Genomic DNA, 17535 nt, shown 5'->3' on the forward strand with positions numbered 1-17535 from the left:
AAGAGCGATTATTGCAGGTGGTTCGAGATGAGCTTGGTCATTTCGAACATGGAGACCTGCTTCTTTCCGCCAAACACGGCTTTGAGCTTGTCGTCTGCATTGATCATGCGCTTGTTCGCATCGTCCTGCAGCTTGTTCTTCTTGATGTAGTCCCAGACCTTCTTGGTGACTTCAGTGCGCGGCAGCGGATTCGCACCGATCACTGCGCCCAGGGTGGCGGACGGGGTGAGCGGCTTCATGAATGCTGCGTTCGGCTTGCGCGGGGTCTTGGGCTTGGCTGCTGCCTTCTTGGCGACCGGCTTCTTGGCGGGTGCTGCCTTCTTTGCCGGAGCGGCCTTCTTTGCTACCGGCTTGGCTGCCGCCTTCTTTGCTGCGGGCTTGGCCGCTGCCTTCTTTGCTACCGGCTTGGCTGCTGCCTTCTTGGCGGGTGCTGCTTTCTTTGCTGCGGGTTTGGCTGCTGCCTTCTTAGCAGCCGGCTTCTTGGCGGCTGCTTTGGCCGCGGGTTTCTTGGCTGTTGCCATCTTCAAGCCTCCTTCACATAAGTGTGTTGGGAATATGCGTCATTTCACGCACCGCTAATAGTGGTGCGGTTTTCATAGCTATGCAAGTGTTTTTTGAGCGTTTGCAGAGGATTCTTCATAGGGAGCGAGCGCATTTTTGCAGAGGGAGCGCCGAGGGTGCAGACAGTGGACGCGGCGATCTTCTCAGAGAGGAGCGGCCCACACATCGCCGGCCGCATGCGCAGAGCGCGAGCAGGATCAGGGCGATGGACGGCGACGCGGTGTCCCGAGTCATGGCGCAGTGCCGGGCAGGATGCCTGGGGAAGATGACGGAAGGCCCGGCGGGCAGGGGAAGGGAGGGGGGGCGAAGAGGGGGGAGGCAGGCGCCGCCAGAGGGGAAACGGCGCCTTTTCGCTATGCGCGCGTTCAGCGCAGACCGGGCATCATGCCCTTCATGCTGCGCATCATTTTCATCATGCCGCCGCCCTTGAGCTTCTTCATCATCGACTGCATCTGCTCGAACTGCGACAGCATGCGGTTGACTTCCTGGACCTGCACGCCGGCGCCGGCGGCGATGCGGCGCTTGCGGGAGGCCTTGATCAGCTCCGGCCGGGCGCGCTCCTGCGGGGTCATCGAGTTGATGATGCCTTCCATGCGGCGCACCTGGCGCTCCGCCTGGTCCATGTCCGCATTGCCGGCCGCCTGCTGGAACTGGGCCGGCAGCTTGTCCATCAGACCGGACAGGCCGCCCATCTTCTTCATCTGGCTGAGCTGGGCCTTGAAGTCATTGAGGTCGAACTTGCCGCCGCCCTTGATCTTCTCCGCCAGGTCCTTAGCGGCGGCGACATCCACCCCCTTCTTCGCTTCCTCCACCAGGGCGAGAATGTCGCCCATGCCGAGGATGCGGTTGGCCATGCGGTTGGGATCGAAGGGCTCCAGGCCGTCCAGCTTTTCGGCCACGCCGGCGAACTTGACCGGCTTGCCGGTCACGTGGCGCACCGACAGCGCTGCACCGCCCCGGGCATCGCCGTCGAGCTTGGTGAGCACCACGCCGGTGAGCGGCAGCGCGTCGTTGAACGCCTTGGCGGTGTTGATCGCGTCCTGGCCGAGCATGGCGTCGACCACGAACAGGGTCTCGATCGGCTTGAGCGCGGCATGCAGGCCGGCGATCTCCTGCATCATCGCCTCGTCGATGCCGAGGCGGCCGGCGGTGTCGACGATCAGCACGTCATGGTAGTGGCGGCGCGCATGGTCGAGCGCGGCGAGCGCGATGTCGACCGGCTTGTCGCTGGCCGAGGACGGGAAGAAATCGGCGCCGACCTGGGACGCCACCGTCTGCAGCTGCTGGATGGCCGCCGGGCGATAGACGTCGGCCGAGACCGTCAGCACTTTTTTCTTCTTCTGTTCCTTCAGGTACTTGGCCAGCTTGCCGACGGTGGTCGTCTTGCCGGCGCCCTGCAGGCCGGCCATCAGGATGACCGCGGGCGGCTGGGTGGCGAGATTGATCTGGGTCGCTTCCGGGCCGAGGTCCGCGCCCATGATCGCGGCCAGCTCGCGCTGCACGACGCCGACCAGAGCCTGGCCGGGCGTGAGGGAGCCGATCACTTCCTCGCCCATCGCCTTTTCCTTCACCTTGGCGATGAACTCCCGCACCGCGGGCAGGGCGACGTCCGCCTCCAGCAGCGCCAGTCGCACCTCGCGCAGCATTTCGGCGGTATTGGATTCGGTCAGGCGCGCTTCGCCGCGCATGGTTTTGACGACTTTCGCCAGTCTTTGGGTCAGGTTGTCGAGCATGGGATGAAATAGTGTCAAGAAACGGAGGGCGACGGCACGGACGGCGCGTCGGAGAATGGCTTCATTCTACCCGATGGCGCCCGGCGAACGGCCGTCAGGCGCGCCGCAGTCCATGCGCAGCGGGTAATATTGCGCACGGCGCGCGGCCGGGCACAGGGGGAAAAGCAGGGGAATGAAATTCGGAAAACAGTCCGCATGGAGCGCGGCCGCCGTCGCGCTGGCGATCGCACTCGTGGCCGGCGTCTACCTGGTGGCGGCGCAGCGGGCGCGGCAGGACATACACGCGGCCGCCGGACGGCAGCTGCAGATCGTCGCGCTCGACCTGGAGTCGGTGCTGGAGCGCTTCGAGAGCCTGCCGTTCGCGCTGTCCTTCCACCCCGATCTTGCGCGCGTGCTGGAGCGGCCGCAGGACGAGGCGCTCATCCGACGGGTCAACCAGACGCTGCAATCGGTGCAGCGACAGGCGCGGGTCAGCGCCATCTACCTGATGGATGAGAACGGGCTCACCCTCGCATCGAGCAACTGGCAGCAGCCGTACAGCTTCGTCGGAAAGAATTTCTCCTTCCGTCCCTACTTCCGGGATGCGCTGGCGGGCGCCGCCGGCCGTTTCTACGGCATCGGCAACACGACCGGCGAGCCCGGCTATTTCATCTCGCAGCCGGTGTACCGGGGCGAACCGGAGGGAGGCACGCCGGCCGGGGTCATCGCGGTCAAGATCGCGCTCGGCGATTTCGAGCAGACCTGGGCCAGCAGCGAAGAGCCGATCGCCCTGGCCGACGCGCGCGGGGTGGTCTTCCTCAGCAATCGCGCCGACTGGCGCTACCACAGCCTGCGTCCGCTCGACGACCCGGACCAGCAGCGTCTGGTCGGCACCATGCAGTATGCGGGACAGCAGATCCTGCCGATCGCCACCCTGGCGGAAGATGCGGGGGAGCCGGTGGCGCGGCCGGTCGGCCGCCTCGGCTGGCAGCTGATGCAGTTTCCGTCGCCGTGGCGGGTGACCCGCGCCGCGCTGGCGCCGACCATCGCCGCCGCGCTGCTCCTGGTCGTGGCCGCGCTGTCCTGGTGGGCGCTGCTGCAGCGGCGGCGCCGGATGGAAGAGCGCAGCGAATCGCGCCGCGCCCTGCAGCGGGCCGCCGACGAACTGGAACAGAAGATCGCGCAGCGCACCTCCGAACTGGAAGCCAAGTACGCCAAGCTGCAGGAGGCCGAGCGGCTGCTGCGCTCCACCCAGGGCGAACTGGTCCAGGCCGGCAAGCTCGCGATGCTCGGCCAGATGGCGGCCGGCATCACGCATGAACTCAACCAGCCGCTGGCGGCGATTCGCGCCTTTGCCGACAACGCGGTGACCTTTCTCGCGCGGGGCAATGCCGACAAGGCGCGCGCGAACCTGTCCCATATCGCCGACGCCAGCGCGCGCATGGGGGCGCTGGTGGGGCAGCTCAAGGGATTTGCGCGCAAGAGCGACGTGGTGGCGGGCGTCGACCTGGTGCACGCGCTGCGCACCTCGGTGATGCTGCTCGATAACGAGATCCGGCGGCTCGCGCCGGCGCTGGACATCGATGCTCCCGACCGGCTGCTGGTGCCCGGCGATCCCGTCCGCGTCGAACAGGTGCTGATCAATCTCCTGCGCAACGCGCTCGATGCCGTCGAGGAGCGCGACCACCGGCACATCAGCGTCCGCATGCGGTGCGAGGGCGACGAGGCGGTGGTCGGCATCCGCGACTCCGGCGCCGGCATCGCGCAGCAGGTGGCGCGGCATCTGTTCGAGCCGTTTTTCACGACCAAGCCATCGGGCAAGGGTCTGGGGCTCGGGCTGGCGATTTCGTCGTCGATCGTGCAGGCGATGAACGGCCGGCTCGAGGCGCGCAACACGGAGCAGGGCGGGGCGGAGTTCATTCTTCGCCTGCCTTTGCGGTCAGAGGTTAAACAGGGAGAAGCCCTTGCTGAATGAATCCGTCCACCAGGCGCTGCTCGTCGAAGACGAGCAGGCCGTCCGCATCGCCACCGCCCAGACGCTGGAGCTGGCGGGCTTCAGCGTCCAGGCGTGCGCGAGCGCGGAAGAGGCGCGAGCCTGGCTGACGCCCGAATTTCCTGGCGTGGTGGTGAGCGACGTGCGCCTGCCCGGCCGTTCGGGGCTGGATCTGCTGCAGGAGGCGCGCGCCTGCGATCCGGAGTTGCCGGTGATCCTGCTCACCGGTCACGGCGATGTCGGCATGGCGGTGCAGGCGATGCGCGCCGGGGCCTACGATTTCATCGAGAAGCCGTTCGCGGCGGAGGGCCTCACCGACGCCGTCCGGCGGGCCCAGGACATGCGCCGCCTGGTGCTGGAGAACCGCCGCCTCAAGGCCGCCTGGAGCAGCGATCCCGACATGCCGCCGCTGATCGGCCACTCTGCGGCCATCGAGCGGGTGCGGGCGCTGATCCGCGCCGTCGGCCCGAGCGGCGCGGACGTCCTGATCAACGGCCAGACCGGTACCGGCAAGGAAGTGGTGGCGCGCCACCTGCATGCGGCGAGCGGCCGGCGCGGCCCGTTCGTCGCCATCAACTGCGGCGCGCTGCCGGAGTCGGTGTTCGAGAGCGAGATCTTCGGTCATGAAGCGGGCGCTTTCACCAGCGCCCAGAAGCGGCGCATCGGCAAGCTCGAACATGCCAATGGCGGCACGGTCTTTCTCGATGAAATCGAGTCCATGCCGCTGGCGCTCCAGGTCAAGCTGCTGCGCGTGCTGCAGGAACGCAGGCTGGAACGCCTCGGCAGCAACCAGCCGATTCCGATCGACTGCCGCGTCATCGCCGCCAGCAAGGCCGATCTGCTGGCGCTGTCTGCCCAGGGCAGCTTCCGCGAGGATCTCTATTACCGCATCGGCGTGGTCGGCATCGACCTGCCGCGCCTGGCGGACCGCCGCGAAGACATTCCGCTGCTGCTTGGCCATTTCATCCAGGCGGCCGCGCTGCGTTATCAGCGGCCGCCGGTGGAATGGAGCCCGGCGCAGATGGCCGCCTGGCAGGCGCGCGACTGGCCGGGCAACGTGCGCGAGCTGCGCAACTTCGCCGACCGGCTGGTGCTGGGCGTGGAGCAGGCGCGGCCGGCCGGCGCGGAGGAGGCCTCCCTGCCGCAACGCGTGGACGCCTACGAGCGCATGCTGATCGTCGAGGCGCTGGCCGCGCAGCGCGGCAATGTCGCCGCCAGCGCCGACGCGCTCGGCATTCCGCGCAAGACCCTGTACGACAAGTTGCGCAAATATCAGCTCGCCTCGGGCCGGTCACCGGAATGAGACGCGGCGCCCCGGCGGCATGGGGTTGGCCGGTGTACATGGTGTAAACTCGAACTCCGGTTACCTGACGCATCGACGATGCATACAATTCTTTTCATTCTGGCGGCGCTGCTCTACATCGGTTCGGCCCTTCTGCCCAGCGGACAGCGCGCGGCCATCTCCGCCGCCACCGCGCTCGGCTGGCTGCTGCATGGCGGCGCCCTCTGGGCCGACATGGTGCAGCCGGGCGCGCTGCGCATCGGCTTCGCGATGGTGCTGTCGGCCACGCTCTGGATCTCGGTCGCGGCCTACTGGCTGGAAAACCGCAATCTCTCGCTCGACGGGCTGCGCGTGCTGGTGCTGCCATGCGCCGCGCTCGCAGTGATCCTGCCGGCGGCGTTCCCCGGCGCGCTCGTGCCGCTCGAGGGCAAGTCCTCGCTGTTCCCCTGGCATGTCGCGATCGCCATCCTCGCCTACAGCACGCTGACCATCGCCGCCTTCCACGCGGTGCTGATGGCGCTGCAGGAGTCGCGGCTGCACGCGCCGGCCGAGGCAGGCCGCCGCGACTGGCTCGCGCTGGCCATCGACCGCCTGCCGGCGCTGCTGACGATGGAAAAACTGCTGTTCCGCCTGATCGGCTTCGGCTTCGGCCTGCTGACGCTGACCGTGGTCTCCGGCATCGGCTTTTCGGAGCAGCTGTTCGGCACGCCGTTCAAGCTGGACCACAAGAATGCGTTCACCATGCTGTCCTGGCTGCTGTTCGGCGCGCTGCTCGCCGGGCGACTGTGGCGCGGCTGGCGCGGCAAGACCGCGCTGCGTTTCACGCTCACCGGTTTCGCCACCCTGTTGCTGGCCTATGTCGGCAGCCGGTTCGTGCTGGAAGTCGTGCTGCACCGGAGCCTGGCATGAAATACCTGCTCATCGCGCTGCTGGTGGTGGCGGTGCTGTTCTGGCTGAGCCGGCTGCGCGCCCGCGGTCCGGGTCCGGATCGGCAGGCGCGCCGGCCGGCGCAGGGTGAGCCGATGCTGCAGTGCGCGCTCTGCGGCGCGCATTTTCCCGAGTCGGAGGCGGTGAATTCGGCATCCGGCAAGGTCTACTGTTCCGAACAGCACCGGCTGCGGCATGAACCCCGCTAGCTCCGCCGGCGCCGGAGCGGGGCCGGTTCTTCCCCCTCCCGCCACGTCAGACATGCCGCCCGCGCGCACCGACATTCCCCTCAACAGCGATACCCGCGAGACCTTCTGGCGCACGCTGCAGACCTTCTGCGTCACCCGCATCGTGATCGCCGTCGTGCTGCTGGCCTATGTCGCGTTCAACCAGATCAAGGACGCCCGCACCGCGCTGGCCGTGCCCGGCTGGGAAACCTGCCTCGGCTACCTGGCCCTGGCGATCGGCTTCGCCGCGGCGTGTGCCTACCGGCGCCGTCATTTCATGTGGCAGCTGCTGTCCCAGATCGTGGTCGACCTGGTTGCCATTTCTCTGCTCTACGTCGCCGCCGGCGGCGCCCGCAGCGGCCTGGCCATCCTGTACCTGTTCCCGCTGGCGGGCGCGGCGATCCTCGCGCCGCTGGTGCTGGCGCTGTTCTTCGTCTCGCTCGTGACCCTGCTGCTGCTGTTCGAGAGCGGATGGCAGCTGCTGCAGGGCGCGGCCGAAGTATCTCCCTCGCAGGCCGGCCTCTACGGCGCGGCGTTCTTTGCCGCGATCTTCCTGATCAACCGGCTGGCCGCGCGCCTGATCAGAGAGGAAGACCTGGCGGCCCGGCGCGGCCAGGACCTGCACCTGCAGGAAGCGGTCAACCAGCTCGTGATCGCCGACATGGACGACGGCGTGCTGGTGGTGAATGCCGAGGGCCGCGTGGTGGCCGGCAATCCGGCGGCCGAGCGCATGCTCGGGCTGCCGCTCGGCGACCGCTCGGCGCGGCCCGCGTTGCATGCGTCGCCGGCGCTGGCGCCGATCGCCCAGGCCTTCGACGCCTGGCGCGTGCCGGCCGAACTCGGCGGCGGCACGCAGGGACCCTTCTATATACACATCAAGCCGGACGAGGGCGCGCAGAGCGCCGCCAGCCTGCGGCAGTATGTCCAGCATCTGAAGCTGCGCTTCGTCAACGTCCAGACCCCCGGGCTTGCCGACCGCCGCACCGTCGTCTTCCTGCAGGACGTCAGCGAGATCGAGAACCGGGCGCAGCAGCTGAAGCTGGCCTCGATGGGGCGCCTCACCGCCAGCATCGCGCATGAAGTGCGCAATCCGCTGTCGGCGATTTCCCACGCGACCTCGCTGCTGGCCGAGGACATCGTCGCCGGGCCGCAGGCGCGCCTGCTGCGCATCGTCTCCGACAATGCCGACCGGCTGAACCGGATGATCGAGGATATCCTGAAGCTGTCGCGCAAGGCGCAGGCGCACGGCGAACCGATCATGCTGGCGGGCTGGCTGCCCGACCTGCTCGCGGAATTCCGCGAAGTCCACAAGCTCGATCCCCAGCGCATTCATCTCGGGCCGATGCACGCCTATCAGGTGCGCTTCGATCCGATGCATCTGCGCGAGGTGCTGGTCAACCTGCTCACCAATGCGCTGCGCTATGCCAGCCAGCGCCCGGGCAGCATCCGGGTGCACGCGCTGGCGCCGCAGCCGGGCCGGCTGGAACTGCATGTGCAGGACGACGGCTCGCCCATCTCGCCGGAAGTGCGGGCGCATCTGTTCGAGCCCTTCTACACCACGTCCAGCCGCGGCACCGGACTCGGCCTCTACGTCGCCCGCGAGTTGTGCCTGAATAACGGCGCGATGCTCGACTACGAGTACCGGGCGGGCGGCGATATCCAGCCGGGCGGCCGTTTCGTCATTACCTTCGGCGCCTCCGGCGCCGGCGCCTGATCAAAGAACTGTCATCATGCCTGCTCCCCGTATCCTGGTTGTCGACGACGAAGCCGACCTGCGCGAACTGCTCGAAATCACGCTGGTGCGCATGGGCCTGGACGTCGACGCCGCCGAATGCCTCGACACCGCGCGCCATCTTCTCGGCCGGCACGACTACGCGCTGGTCCTGACCGACATGCGCCTGCCCGACGGCTCCGGCATCGAGCTCGTGCGCGAAGTCAGCGGCGCGCACTGCACCCCGATCGCCGTCATCACCGCCTTCGGCAGCACCGACAATGCGGTGGCCGCGCTCAAGGCCGGCGCCTTCGACTATCTGTCCAAGCCGGTCGGCCTCGACCAGCTGCGGCTGCTGGTGCAGTCGGCGCTGCGCATGCAGCCCGGCGCCGTCGCCGACGCGAGGACCGAGCGCGCGCCGGCGTCGCGCCTGATCGGCGAATCGGCGGTCATGCGCGATCTGCGCGCGCAGATCCAGCGGCTGGCACGCAGCATGGCGCCGGTCGCCATCACGGGCGAGTCCGGCAGCGGCAAGGAGCTGGCCGCGCGCGACATTCATGCCCACAGCGCGCGCGCGGACAAGCCCTTTGTTGCCGTCAACTGCGGCGCGATTCCCGAGGCGCTGATGGAGGCGGAATTCTTCGGCTATCGCAAGGGCGCTTTCACCGGCGCGGCCGACGACCGCGACGGGTTCTTCCAGGCGGCCAACGGCGGCACCCTGATGCTCGACGAGGTCGCCGACCTGCCGCTGCCCATGCAGGTCAAGCTGTTGCGCGCCATACAGGAACGCCGGGTGCGCAAGGTCGGCGCCACCGTCGAGGAGCCGGTGGACGTGCGCATCGTCAGCGCCACCCACCAGGACCTGGCGCAATGCGTCGAGCAGGGGCGTTTCCGGCAAGACCTCTATTACCGCCTCAACGTGATCGAGCTGCGCCTGCCGCCGCTGCGCGAGCGGCGGGAAGACGTCGCGCTGCTGGCCGAGACGCTGCTCGCGCGCCTGTCGCCGGCCGGCCAGACGGCGCGGCTGTCGGCGGCGGCGCTCGATGCCCTGTGCGGCTATGCCTTCCCCGGCAACGTGCGCGAACTCGAAAACATCCTCGAACGCGCGCTCGCATTCGCCAACGACGGCATCATCGAACCGGCGGACCTGGCGCTGAAGGCCGCATTCGTTCCGGCCGCGTCCACGCCGTCGCCCGCGCCCACACCTGCGCCCGCCGCCATCGCCGCGGCCGCTGCCACCGCCCCGGGCACGGCGGCGGCACCGGCGACTGCCGAACCGGCCGTCGCGCAGTCATCGGCGGCGCCGGCCGACGCCGAGCTGCCGGCTTCCCTGCCGGATCATCTCGATCAGGTCGAGCGCGAGATCATACTGCGCGCGCTCGCGCGCACCCGCTTCAACCGGACCCAGGCCGCCGAACTGCTCGGCATCAGCTTCCGCCAGCTGCGCTACCGGATGCAGCGTCTGTCCATACACGAACCGGAATGATGAAACGATTTGCGATCGGCGCGGACGGCTGGGCCGACGGCGTCACCCGTCTCGACTCGCCCAACTTCGATGCGCGCGCCGAAGGCACCGCGATCGACCTGCTGGTCATCCACAACATCAGCCTGCCGCCCGGCCAGTTCGGCGGATCGTATGTGGGCGACCTGTTCCTGAACTGCCTCGACTGCGACGCGCATCCGTATTTCGACCAGCTGCGCACGCTGCGCGTCTCCGCCCACTTCCTCATCCGTCGCGACGGCGAGGTCATGCAGTTCGTCGCGGCCGGCAACCGCGCCTGGCATGCGGGATTGTCCAGCTTCCGCGGACGCGAACGCTGCAATGACTTCTCGATCGGCATCGAGCTCGAAGGCACCGACTTCGAAGCCTTCGAGGACGCGCAGTATGCCGCGCTGGCCGATCTCACCGCGGCGCTCCTCGAGCGCTACCCCCTGACTGCAGTCACAGGGCATGAACACATCGCCCCCGGCCGCAAGACCGACCCCGGTCCGCACTTCGACTGGGCCCGTTATCGCAAGTCCTTGATTCGCAAAGACGGCGCCGAGCCGCTCGATTTTCCTTCCTGAACGCGGGAAAAAGTCAACCCGCAAAACGCCTTTCCGCGTCCCCGGGGCGATAAAAAAAGATATTGCGTGACTGCTCATCGGGCACTAGAATTAGTCCCAATCGTGACCCGTACCACTATATATAGTGGTACAGCGATCCCCGAAAATGGGCTGTTCAGAAGCGCCTCGATCAGAGACGCAGTGGGCGAGCATGAACAGCTCTCCCTTTCGCAATCCATTTCATGCGGCACTCGCCGCGGGGGCGGATTTGCATGATCGTCATGAACGCTGGCGGCGGCCGCCGTTCCAATCAATAACCATCTGCAGCGCACGCTGTCGAGATACATCAGGAGGCGAGATGCACTCAACGCAAGAACTTTCCATCAACAACACCGCAGGGCTGGTCCCTCCCCAGGCTGACATCGCTTCGGCCGGCAGCACCGCGAACCTCAACGTCAGCCTCGGCGACTACAAGATCATCCGCCGCAACGGCGCGGTCGTCGGCTTCGAGCCGTCGAAGATTTCGATCGCCATGACCAAGGCTTTCCTCGCCGTCAACGGCGGGCAGGGCGCGGCGTCGGCACGCGTGCGCGAACTCGTCGAGCAGCTCACCGCCGGCGTCGTGACCGCGCTGGTGCGCCGCCAGCCCGCAGGCGGCACTTTCCACATCGAAGACGTGCAGGACCAGGTCGAGCTGGCGCTGATGCGTTCCGGCGAACACGATGTCGCCCGCGCCTACGTGCTGTACCGCGCCAAGCGCATGGAAGAGCGCGCGCAGCAGCAGGCCGCCAGCCCCTCCGATGCGCCGCAGCTGCACGTGGTGGAAGATGGCCGCAGCCGTCCGCTCGACATCAATGAAGTGCGCGCGCTGATCAAGGCCGCCTGCACCGGCCTGGAAAAGCATGTCGATGCCGAAGCGATCCTGGCCGAGAGCGTCAAGAACCTGTACGACGGCGTGCCGGTCGAGGAACTGCACAAGTCGGTGATCCTGGCCGCCCGCGCACTGATGGAAAAGGACCCTGCGTACAGCAAGGTCACCGCGCGCCTGCTGATGCATACCGTCCGCAAGGAAGTGTTCGGCCAGGAAGTCGCCCAGGCCGACGCCGCCGCACACTATATAGAGTACTTCCCGAAATTCATCAAAAAGGGCATCGACGCCGACCTGCTCGATCCCAAGCTCGCCCAGTTCGACCTGAATAAGCTGGCCGAGGCGCTCAAGCCCGAGCGCGACCTGCAGTTCGGCTACCTCGGCCTGCAGACCCTGTACGACCGCTACTTCCTGCACATCCAGGGCACCCGCATCGAGATGCCCCAGGCCTTCTACATGCGCGTGGCGATGGGCCTGGCACTCAACGAGATCAACCGCGAAGCCCGCGCCATCGAGTTCTACGACCTGCTGTCCTCGTTCGACTTCATGAGCTCGACGCCGACGTTGTTCAACTCCGGCACCCAGCGCTCGCAGCTGTCGTCCTGCTACCTGACCACGGTCTCCGACGACCTGGAAGGCATCTACGAAGCGATCAAGGAAAACGCGCTGCTGGCCAAGTTCGCCGGCGGCCTCGGCAACGACTGGACCCCGGTGCGCGCGCTCGGCGCCCACATCAAGGGCACCAACGGCAAGTCGCAGGGCGTGGTCCCGTTCCTGAAGGTGGTCAACGACACCGCCGTCGCGGTCAACCAGGGCGGCAAGCGCAAGGGCGCCGTCTGTGCCTACCTGGAAACCTGGCACATGGACATCGAGGAATTCCTCGACCTGCGCAAGAACACCGGCGACGACCGCCGCCGCACCCACGACATGAACACCGCGAACTGGATTCCCGACCTGTTCATGAAGCGCGTGATGGAAAAGGGCGAGTGGACCCTGTTCTCGCCGTCCGACGTGCCCGACCTGCACGACAAGTTCGGCCGCGCCTTCGAGGAAGCCTATACCGGCTATGAAGCCAAGGCCGCCCGCGGCGAGCTCAAGCTGTTCAAGAAGGTGCAGGCGCTCGACCTGTGGCGCAAGATGCTGTCGATGCTGTTCGAGACCGGCCATCCCTGGATCACCTTCAAGGATCCGTGCAACATCCGTTCCCCGCAGCAGCACGTCGGCGTCGTCCACAGCTCCAACCTGTGCACCGAGATCACGCTCAACACCAACGACTCGGAGATCGCGGTCTGCAACCTGGGTTCGGTCAACCTGCCGGCGCACATGAAGGACGGCAAACTCGACCATGCCAAGCTGCAGAAGACCATCCGCACCGCGATGCGCATGCTCGACAACGTGATCGACATCAACTACTACGCGGTGAAGAAGGCGCGCGATTCCAACCTGCGCCATCGTCCGGTCGGCATGGGCATCATGGGCTTCCAGGACTGCCTGCACATGATGCGGGTGCCGTACGCATCGATGGACGCGGTGGAGTTCGCCGACCGTTCGATGGAAGCCGTCTGCTACTACGCCTACTGGGCCTCGACCGAGCTGGCAGAAGAGCGCGGCCGCTACAGCTCCTACCCGGGCTCCCTGTGGGACCGCGGCATCCTGCCCCAGGACTCGCTCAGGCTGCTGGCCGAGGAACGCGGCGGCTATCTCGAGGTCGACACCTCGGAGTCGATGGACTGGAGCGCCCTGCGCGCACGCATCAAAGAGCACGGCATGCGCAACTCGAACTGCGTGGCGATCGCGCCGACCGCGACGATCTCCAACATCATCGACGTCTCCGCCTGCATCGAGCCGACCTATCAGAACCTGTATGTGAAGTCGAACCTGTCGGGCGAGTTTACGGAGATTAACGAGTACCTCGTACGCGACCTCAAGGCGCGCGGACTGTGGGACGAGGTGATGGTCGCCGACCTGAAGTACTTCGACGGCAGCCTGGCCAAGATCGACCGCATCCCGCAGGACCTGCGCGAGATCTACGCCACCGCCTTCGAGGTCGACCCCAAGTGGCTGGTGGAGGCCGCCTCCCGCCGCCAGAAGTGGATCGACCAGGCGCAGTCGCTCAATATTTATATGGCGGGCGCCTCGGGCAAGAAGCTCGACGAGACCTACAAGCTGGCATGGCTGCGCGGTCTGAAGACCACCTACTACCTGCGCACCATCGGCGCGACCCATGCGGAGAAGTCGACCACCAAGGCCGGCGCGCTCAACGCGGTGTCCGCCAACATGGCACCGGCGGCTGCCGCCGCCGCGCCGGCAGCGACGGTCCCGGCCGACGAGCTCGCAGGTCCGGCCTGCATGCTGCGTCCCGGCGATCCCGGCTTTGAAGAATGCGAAGCCTGCCAGTAAGATGAACCGATGGGCCGGCGCCGCGCGGCAACGCGAGGCGCCGGCATGCTCCGTCACATGACAAATACCTGTAAGGAAGATTGAATATGCTTAGTTGGGATGACGAAGTCGCTCCTGCCGCCCGGCCCGCGCCCGTTCCGCAGCCGGCCACGCCCCCGGCGCAAGTGAATGCGCAGCTGACCAATACCGCGCTCAACCCGGCGCTGGTCTCGCAGGGCAGCGTCGCCAGCGCCGACACCCGCCGCGTCAATGTCGCCGACAAGCGCATCATCAACGGCCAGACCGACGTCAACCAGCTGGTCCCGTTCAAGTACAAGTGGGCCTGGGACAAGTACCTGGCCGGCTGCGCGAATCACTGGATGCCGCAGGAAATCAACATGCAGCGCGACATCGAGCTCTGGAAGAATCCGAACGGCCTGACCGAGGACGAGCGCCGCATCATCAAGCGCAACCTCGGCTTCTTCGTGACCGCCGACTCGCTGGCCGCCAACAACATCGTGCTCGGCACCTACCGCCACATCACCGCGCCCGAGTGCCGCCAGTACCTGCTGCGCCAGGCCTTCGAAGAAGCGATCCACACGCATGCCTATCAGTACATCGTGGAGTCGCTCGGCCTCGACGAGGGCGAGATCTTCAACGCCTATCACGAGGTCGCCTCGATCCGCGACAAGGATGAATTCCTGATCCCGTTCATCGATGTGCTGACCAACCCCGAGTTCAAGACCGGCACCGTCGAAGCCGACCAGACGCTGCTGCGTTCGCTGATCGTGTTCGCCTGCCTGATGGAGGGTCTGTTCTTCTACGTGGGCTTCACGCAGATCCTCGCGCTCGGCCGTCAGAACAAGATGATGGGCGCGGCTGAGCAGTATCAATACATCCTGCGCGATGAGTCGATGCACTGCAATTTCGGGATCGACCTCATCAACACAATCAAGCTCGAGAATCCGCATCTGTGGACCGCCGACTTCCGCGAAGAGATTAAATCGTTGTTTTTGCGGGCCGTGGAGTTGGAATATCGCTACGCAGAGGATACAATGCCGCGTGGAGTGCTCGGCTTGAATGCGCCAATGTTCAAAGGGTACTTGCGATTCATAGCGAATCGCCGCGCACAGCAGATCGGTCTCGATCCGATGTTCCCGCAGGAAGAGAATCCCTTCCCCTGGATGAGCGAGATGATCGATCTGAAGAAGGAGCGCAACTTCTTCGAGACGCGTGTGATCGAATACCAGACCGGCGGCGCGCTGAACTGGGAATAAGAAGCAAAGACAGCGTCCTGCAGTGCGAAGCAAAGCGTAGCAAGTGGAGACAGCAGTCGACCCGAGAGACACACCAGGCCGGGGCAGCAGACCGGCAACCGGGTCGACATGTAAACCCGAGGGGCTTACACCAAACTGATGGACAGTAGACGAACGTATCGCTCATCTCTGTATTCGCCGCTGACCCTGACTCTGTCGGGGAAGGCGGCTTTTGCTCTGGAAAACCTGGTGGTTTTCCGTGGTGCGTATTCCGACGCCGGCATTGTGGCCGGCGTTTTTTTTGGCTGCGAGAACCGCGGCGCGAACTGAGCGCGCGGCCAGTCCTCCAGCGCCACCGTGGTGCAGCGGCGGACTGACGAAGAGTGACGCAGCCAAATGAGGCTGAAGTGCTGCATGAAGAGGTGATGCAGCAGTTCAGCTGGTGCCGAATTCATTGTCGCAAGCAGAAGCTTGCTTGTGCCGATGAATAATCCGGACGGCTCATCGCGATGGGACGTGCGGGTTTCCCAACCTCGTAATTTGAACTTTCTCATCACGTGAAGGAGAAACAAATGGCAACAGCAAAGAAAGCAGCTGCTAAGAAGCCTGCCGCGAAGAAGGCAGCCGCAGCGAAGAAGCCGGCCGCGAAGAAGGTCGCAGCCGCCAAGAAGCCGGTAGCGAAGAAGGCCGCAGCTGCCAAGAAGCCGGTAGCGAAGAAGGCCGCAGCCGCCAAGAAGCCGGTAGCGAAGAAGGCCGCAGCCGCCAAGAAGCCGGCAGCGAAGAAGGTCGCAGCGAAGAAGCCGGTAGCGAAGAAGGCCGTAGCCGCCAAGAAGCCGGCAGCGAAGAAGGTCGCCGCCAAGAAGGTCGCAGCGAAGAAGCCGGTAGCGAAGAAGGCCGCAGCCGCCAAGAAGCCGGCAGCGAAGAAGGCCGCAGCTGCCAAGAAGCCGGTAGCGAAGAAAGCCGCCGCCGCCAAGAAGCCTGCAGCGAAGAAGGCCGCCGCCAAGCCGGTAGCCAAGAAAGCCGCAGCGCCGAAGAAGGCTGCCGCTCCGAAGAAGGCAGCTGCCAAGCCGGCAGCAAAGCCCGCAGCTGCTCCCGCAGCGAAGACCGTGCTGAACCCGGCAGCGGCCTGGCCGTTCCCGACCGGCACCCGTCCGTAATCGGCGAGCTTGCTCACGCGCCTGATTAAGTTCAGGCAAAATGCCCGTTGCGTGGCCCCGTGCTGCACAACGGGCTTTTTCTTTGGGAGATCGGAAACGTGCTGAACAGCATACTTACGTTGGTAGTCGACACCGTTGCGGCCATTCTGGGAGGCGTGCTGCTGCTGCGCTTCTGGATGCAGGTCGTGCGCGTGCGTCCGCCGTCGGCCCTCGGCCAGTTCATCTTTCAGCTGACCGACTGGCTGGTGCGACCGCTGCGTCGGCTGCTGCCGGGAGTCGGCGGGTATGACTGGGCCAGCCTGATCGCTGCCTTCCTGGTCATCCTGCTCGCGGTCGGCATTCAGCTTGCGCTGTTCATCGGCTTCTCGGTCGAGCTGCTGGTCCTCATGTCCCTGATCCGATTCTTCGAGTGGGTGTTCTACGGCTTCATGGGCCTGCTCATCATCGAAGCCATCTTCAGCTGGGTGAATCCGCATGCGCCGCTGGCGCCTTTCATCCGCGCGCTCAACGACCCGCTGCTGCGGCCGCTGCGTAAAGTCGTGCCGCTGATCGGCGGCATCGACCTGTCGCCGCTGGTTGCCCTGATCCTGCTGCGCATTGCGCTCATGGTGGTGACCTCGCTGATCATGTCGCTGGCATGAGCTGGTGCAGTGCCGCGGATGGCGGTCTGCGGATCGCGGTGCAGCTGGCGCCGAACGCGAGGCAGAACGAAATCTGCGGCGTGCATGACGATGCCCTCAGGATCCGGCTGCAGGCGCAGCCGATCGAGGGCAGGGCCAATGAGGCGCTGCTGCGATTTCTTGCCGACAGGCTGAGTGTTCCGAAGAGTGCCGTGACGCTGCTGCATGGGCAGACCAGCAAGCGCAAGGTGGTGCGGGTAGCCGCGCCGCTTTCCGTCGCGGACGCCGAGGGGCGCCTGCTCAGCGGCTGATGGTATGGGCGGGGCTGAGACGGGAGATGCCGTTGGCGGTGGTGACGCGGACGACGTCGCCGACCCGGTAGTTCTCGCCGGGCTCGAGCTGGAAGCTGCGCACTTCGCCACTCTCCAGGCGCACCGTGACGGCGGTGCTGCCGCTTCTGATCGAGGATTCCTCCGCCCGCTGCCCGGCCATGCTGCCGGCCACGGCGCCGCCGATGCTGGCCACCGTGCTGCCTGTGCCGCTGCCGATATTGCTGCCGGCGACGCCGCCGAGGATCGCGCCGAGGAAGGAGCCGATGCCGGAGCCGCGCCCGCCCTGGCGCACCACGTCCCGCACCTCGGTCACCTGGCCGGTCTGCACCAGCGTCGTTCCCTGGGTGGATGAAGTGACCGGCGCCTCGCGCGAGGCACAGGCGCCAAGCAGTACGGCACAGGCCAGCATGCTTGCGATCCTGCTTTTCATCCGGTTCCCTCCTTGACTAGCTCCGCCGCGTGCC

16 protein-coding genes are annotated in these 17535 nt (G+C 66.2%); 13 read left to right on the forward strand and 3 right to left on the reverse strand.

Annotated features, from left to right (window positions below; translation table 11 throughout):
• Nucleotides 1-8: 8 nt before the first annotated feature.
• Together NCCP691_RS04935 and ffh are read right to left on the reverse strand one after the other, a co-directional pair.
• The gene (locus NCCP691_RS04935; protein ID WP_220807129.1) at nucleotides 9-521 is read right to left on the reverse strand and encodes an SWIB/MDM2 domain-containing protein; all 513 of its coding nucleotides are present in this window, start codon (nucleotides 519-521) and stop codon (nucleotides 9-11) included.
• Between the two features lie 405 nt (nucleotides 522-926).
• Nucleotides 927-2294, reverse strand: a complete 1368-nt coding sequence (gene ffh, locus NCCP691_RS04940) for a signal recognition particle protein (RefSeq protein WP_220807130.1) — start codon at nucleotides 2292-2294, stop codon at nucleotides 927-929.
• A 172-nt stretch (nucleotides 2295-2466) separates the two neighbouring features.
• Here ffh and NCCP691_RS04945 point away from each other — a divergent pair, with 172 nt between their 5' ends.
• The 13 genes from NCCP691_RS04945 (at nucleotide 2467) to NCCP691_RS05005 (ending at nucleotide 17050) form a co-directional block, all read left to right on the forward strand.
• Entirely contained in the window at nucleotides 2467-4248 is a 1782-nt protein-coding gene (locus NCCP691_RS04945) for a sensor histidine kinase (protein WP_220807131.1), read from the forward strand.
• On the forward strand, nucleotides 4238-5569 hold the full coding sequence (locus NCCP691_RS04950; protein ID WP_220807132.1) for a sigma-54-dependent transcriptional regulator: 1332 nt from the start codon (nucleotides 4238-4240) through the stop codon (nucleotides 5567-5569). The genes NCCP691_RS04945 and NCCP691_RS04950 overlap by 11 nt, the downstream gene beginning before the upstream one ends.
• A 78-nt stretch (nucleotides 5570-5647) precedes the next feature.
• A complete protein-coding gene (locus NCCP691_RS04955; RefSeq protein WP_220807133.1) occupies nucleotides 5648-6457 on the forward strand; it encodes a cytochrome C assembly family protein in 810 nt (269 codons plus the stop codon).
• Nucleotides 6454-6684 (forward strand): PP0621 family protein, encoded by a 231-nt coding sequence (locus tag NCCP691_RS04960; RefSeq protein WP_220807134.1) that lies wholly within the window; start codon nucleotides 6454-6456, stop codon nucleotides 6682-6684. Before NCCP691_RS04955 ends, NCCP691_RS04960 begins: the two co-directional genes overlap by 4 nt.
• Before the next feature lie 52 nt (nucleotides 6685-6736).
• Nucleotides 6737-8416 carry a sensor histidine kinase gene (locus NCCP691_RS04965; protein ID WP_220807198.1) on the forward strand — a complete coding sequence of 560 codons (1680 nt, stop codon included), beginning with the start codon at nucleotides 6737-6739 and terminating at the stop codon, nucleotides 8414-8416.
• 16 nt (nucleotides 8417-8432) lie between these two features.
• Nucleotides 8433-9899, forward strand: a complete 1467-nt coding sequence (locus tag NCCP691_RS04970) for a sigma-54-dependent transcriptional regulator (protein WP_220807135.1) — start codon at nucleotides 8433-8435, stop codon at nucleotides 9897-9899.
• Complete coding sequence (ampD, locus tag NCCP691_RS04975; RefSeq protein WP_373870322.1) at nucleotides 9899-10480, forward strand: 1,6-anhydro-N-acetylmuramyl-L-alanine amidase AmpD; 582 nt, start codon at nucleotides 9899-9901, stop codon at nucleotides 10478-10480. The genes NCCP691_RS04970 and ampD overlap by 1 nt, the downstream gene beginning before the upstream one ends.
• A 337-nt stretch (nucleotides 10481-10817) precedes the next feature.
• Nucleotides 10818-13727: a ribonucleoside-diphosphate reductase subunit alpha gene (locus NCCP691_RS04980; protein WP_220807137.1), complete on the forward strand. Its 2910-nt coding sequence runs from the start codon at nucleotides 10818-10820 to the stop codon at nucleotides 13725-13727.
• A gap of 86 nt (nucleotides 13728-13813) precedes the next feature.
• Nucleotides 13814-14983 (forward strand): ribonucleotide-diphosphate reductase subunit beta, encoded by a 1170-nt coding sequence (locus NCCP691_RS04985; protein WP_220807138.1) that lies wholly within the window; start codon nucleotides 13814-13816, stop codon nucleotides 14981-14983.
• Between the two features lie 138 nt (nucleotides 14984-15121).
• Nucleotides 15122-15292 (forward strand): hypothetical protein, encoded by a 171-nt coding sequence (locus NCCP691_RS04990; RefSeq protein ID WP_220807139.1) that lies wholly within the window; start codon nucleotides 15122-15124, stop codon nucleotides 15290-15292.
• Nucleotides 15293-15534: 242 nt separating this feature from the next.
• Nucleotides 15535-16119 carry a histone H1-like DNA-binding protein gene (locus tag NCCP691_RS04995; RefSeq protein ID WP_220807140.1) on the forward strand — a complete coding sequence of 195 codons (585 nt, stop codon included), beginning with the start codon at nucleotides 15535-15537 and terminating at the stop codon, nucleotides 16117-16119.
• Between the two features lie 98 nt (nucleotides 16120-16217).
• Entirely contained in the window at nucleotides 16218-16760 is a 543-nt protein-coding gene (locus NCCP691_RS05000; RefSeq protein ID WP_220807141.1) for a YggT family protein, read from the forward strand.
• Nucleotides 16757-17050 carry a DUF167 domain-containing protein gene (locus tag NCCP691_RS05005; protein ID WP_220807142.1) on the forward strand — a complete coding sequence of 98 codons (294 nt, stop codon included), beginning with the start codon at nucleotides 16757-16759 and terminating at the stop codon, nucleotides 17048-17050. The genes NCCP691_RS05000 and NCCP691_RS05005 overlap by 4 nt, the downstream gene beginning before the upstream one ends.
• On the opposite strand, the gene NCCP691_RS05010 is transcribed toward NCCP691_RS05005, so the two are convergent.
• Nucleotides 17040-17501, reverse strand: coding sequence for an outer membrane lipoprotein (locus tag NCCP691_RS05010; protein WP_220807143.1), 462 nt, complete (start codon nucleotides 17499-17501; stop codon nucleotides 17040-17042). The genes NCCP691_RS05005 and NCCP691_RS05010 overlap by 11 nt on opposite strands.
• Nucleotides 17502-17535: the final 34 nt, after the last annotated feature.

Origin of the sequence: Noviherbaspirillum aridicola (assembly GCF_019656455.1) — a bacterium.
Lineage (GTDB): Bacteria > Pseudomonadota > Gammaproteobacteria > Burkholderiales > Burkholderiaceae_D > Noviherbaspirillum > Noviherbaspirillum aridicola.

What these genes read in the sequence shown, in the direction of transcription:
- ffh (WP_220807130.1), bottom strand. Translation starts at nt 2,294, where the DNA reads ATGCTCGACAACCTGACCCAAAGACTGGCGAAAGTCGTCAAAACCATG.
- NCCP691_RS04945 (WP_220807131.1), top strand. Translation starts at nt 2,467, where the DNA reads ATGAAATTCGGAAAACAGTCCGCATGGAGCGCGGCCGCCGTCGCGCTG.
- NCCP691_RS04965 (WP_220807198.1), top strand. Translation starts at nt 6,737, where the DNA reads ATGCCGCCCGCGCGCACCGACATTCCCCTCAACAGCGATACCCGCGAG.
- NCCP691_RS04960 (WP_220807134.1), top strand. Translation starts at nt 6,454, where the DNA reads ATGAAATACCTGCTCATCGCGCTGCTGGTGGTGGCGGTGCTGTTCTGG.
- NCCP691_RS04990 (WP_220807139.1), top strand. Translation starts at nt 15,122, where the DNA reads ATGGACAGTAGACGAACGTATCGCTCATCTCTGTATTCGCCGCTGACC.
- NCCP691_RS05005 (WP_220807142.1), top strand. Translation starts at nt 16,757, where the DNA reads ATGAGCTGGTGCAGTGCCGCGGATGGCGGTCTGCGGATCGCGGTGCAG.
- NCCP691_RS04935 (WP_220807129.1), bottom strand. Translation starts at nt 521, where the DNA reads ATGGCAACAGCCAAGAAACCCGCGGCCAAAGCAGCCGCCAAGAAGCCG.
- NCCP691_RS04955 (WP_220807133.1), top strand. Translation starts at nt 5,648, where the DNA reads ATGCATACAATTCTTTTCATTCTGGCGGCGCTGCTCTACATCGGTTCG.
- ampD (WP_373870322.1), top strand. Translation starts at nt 9,899, where the DNA reads ATGAAACGATTTGCGATCGGCGCGGACGGCTGGGCCGACGGCGTCACC.
- NCCP691_RS04995 (WP_220807140.1), top strand. Translation starts at nt 15,535, where the DNA reads ATGGCAACAGCAAAGAAAGCAGCTGCTAAGAAGCCTGCCGCGAAGAAG.
- NCCP691_RS04985 (WP_220807138.1), top strand. Translation starts at nt 13,814, where the DNA reads ATGCTTAGTTGGGATGACGAAGTCGCTCCTGCCGCCCGGCCCGCGCCC.
- NCCP691_RS04980 (WP_220807137.1), top strand. Translation starts at nt 10,818, where the DNA reads ATGCACTCAACGCAAGAACTTTCCATCAACAACACCGCAGGGCTGGTC.
- NCCP691_RS05010 (WP_220807143.1), bottom strand. Translation starts at nt 17,501, where the DNA reads ATGAAAAGCAGGATCGCAAGCATGCTGGCCTGTGCCGTACTGCTTGGC.
- NCCP691_RS04970 (WP_220807135.1), top strand. Translation starts at nt 8,433, where the DNA reads ATGCCTGCTCCCCGTATCCTGGTTGTCGACGACGAAGCCGACCTGCGC.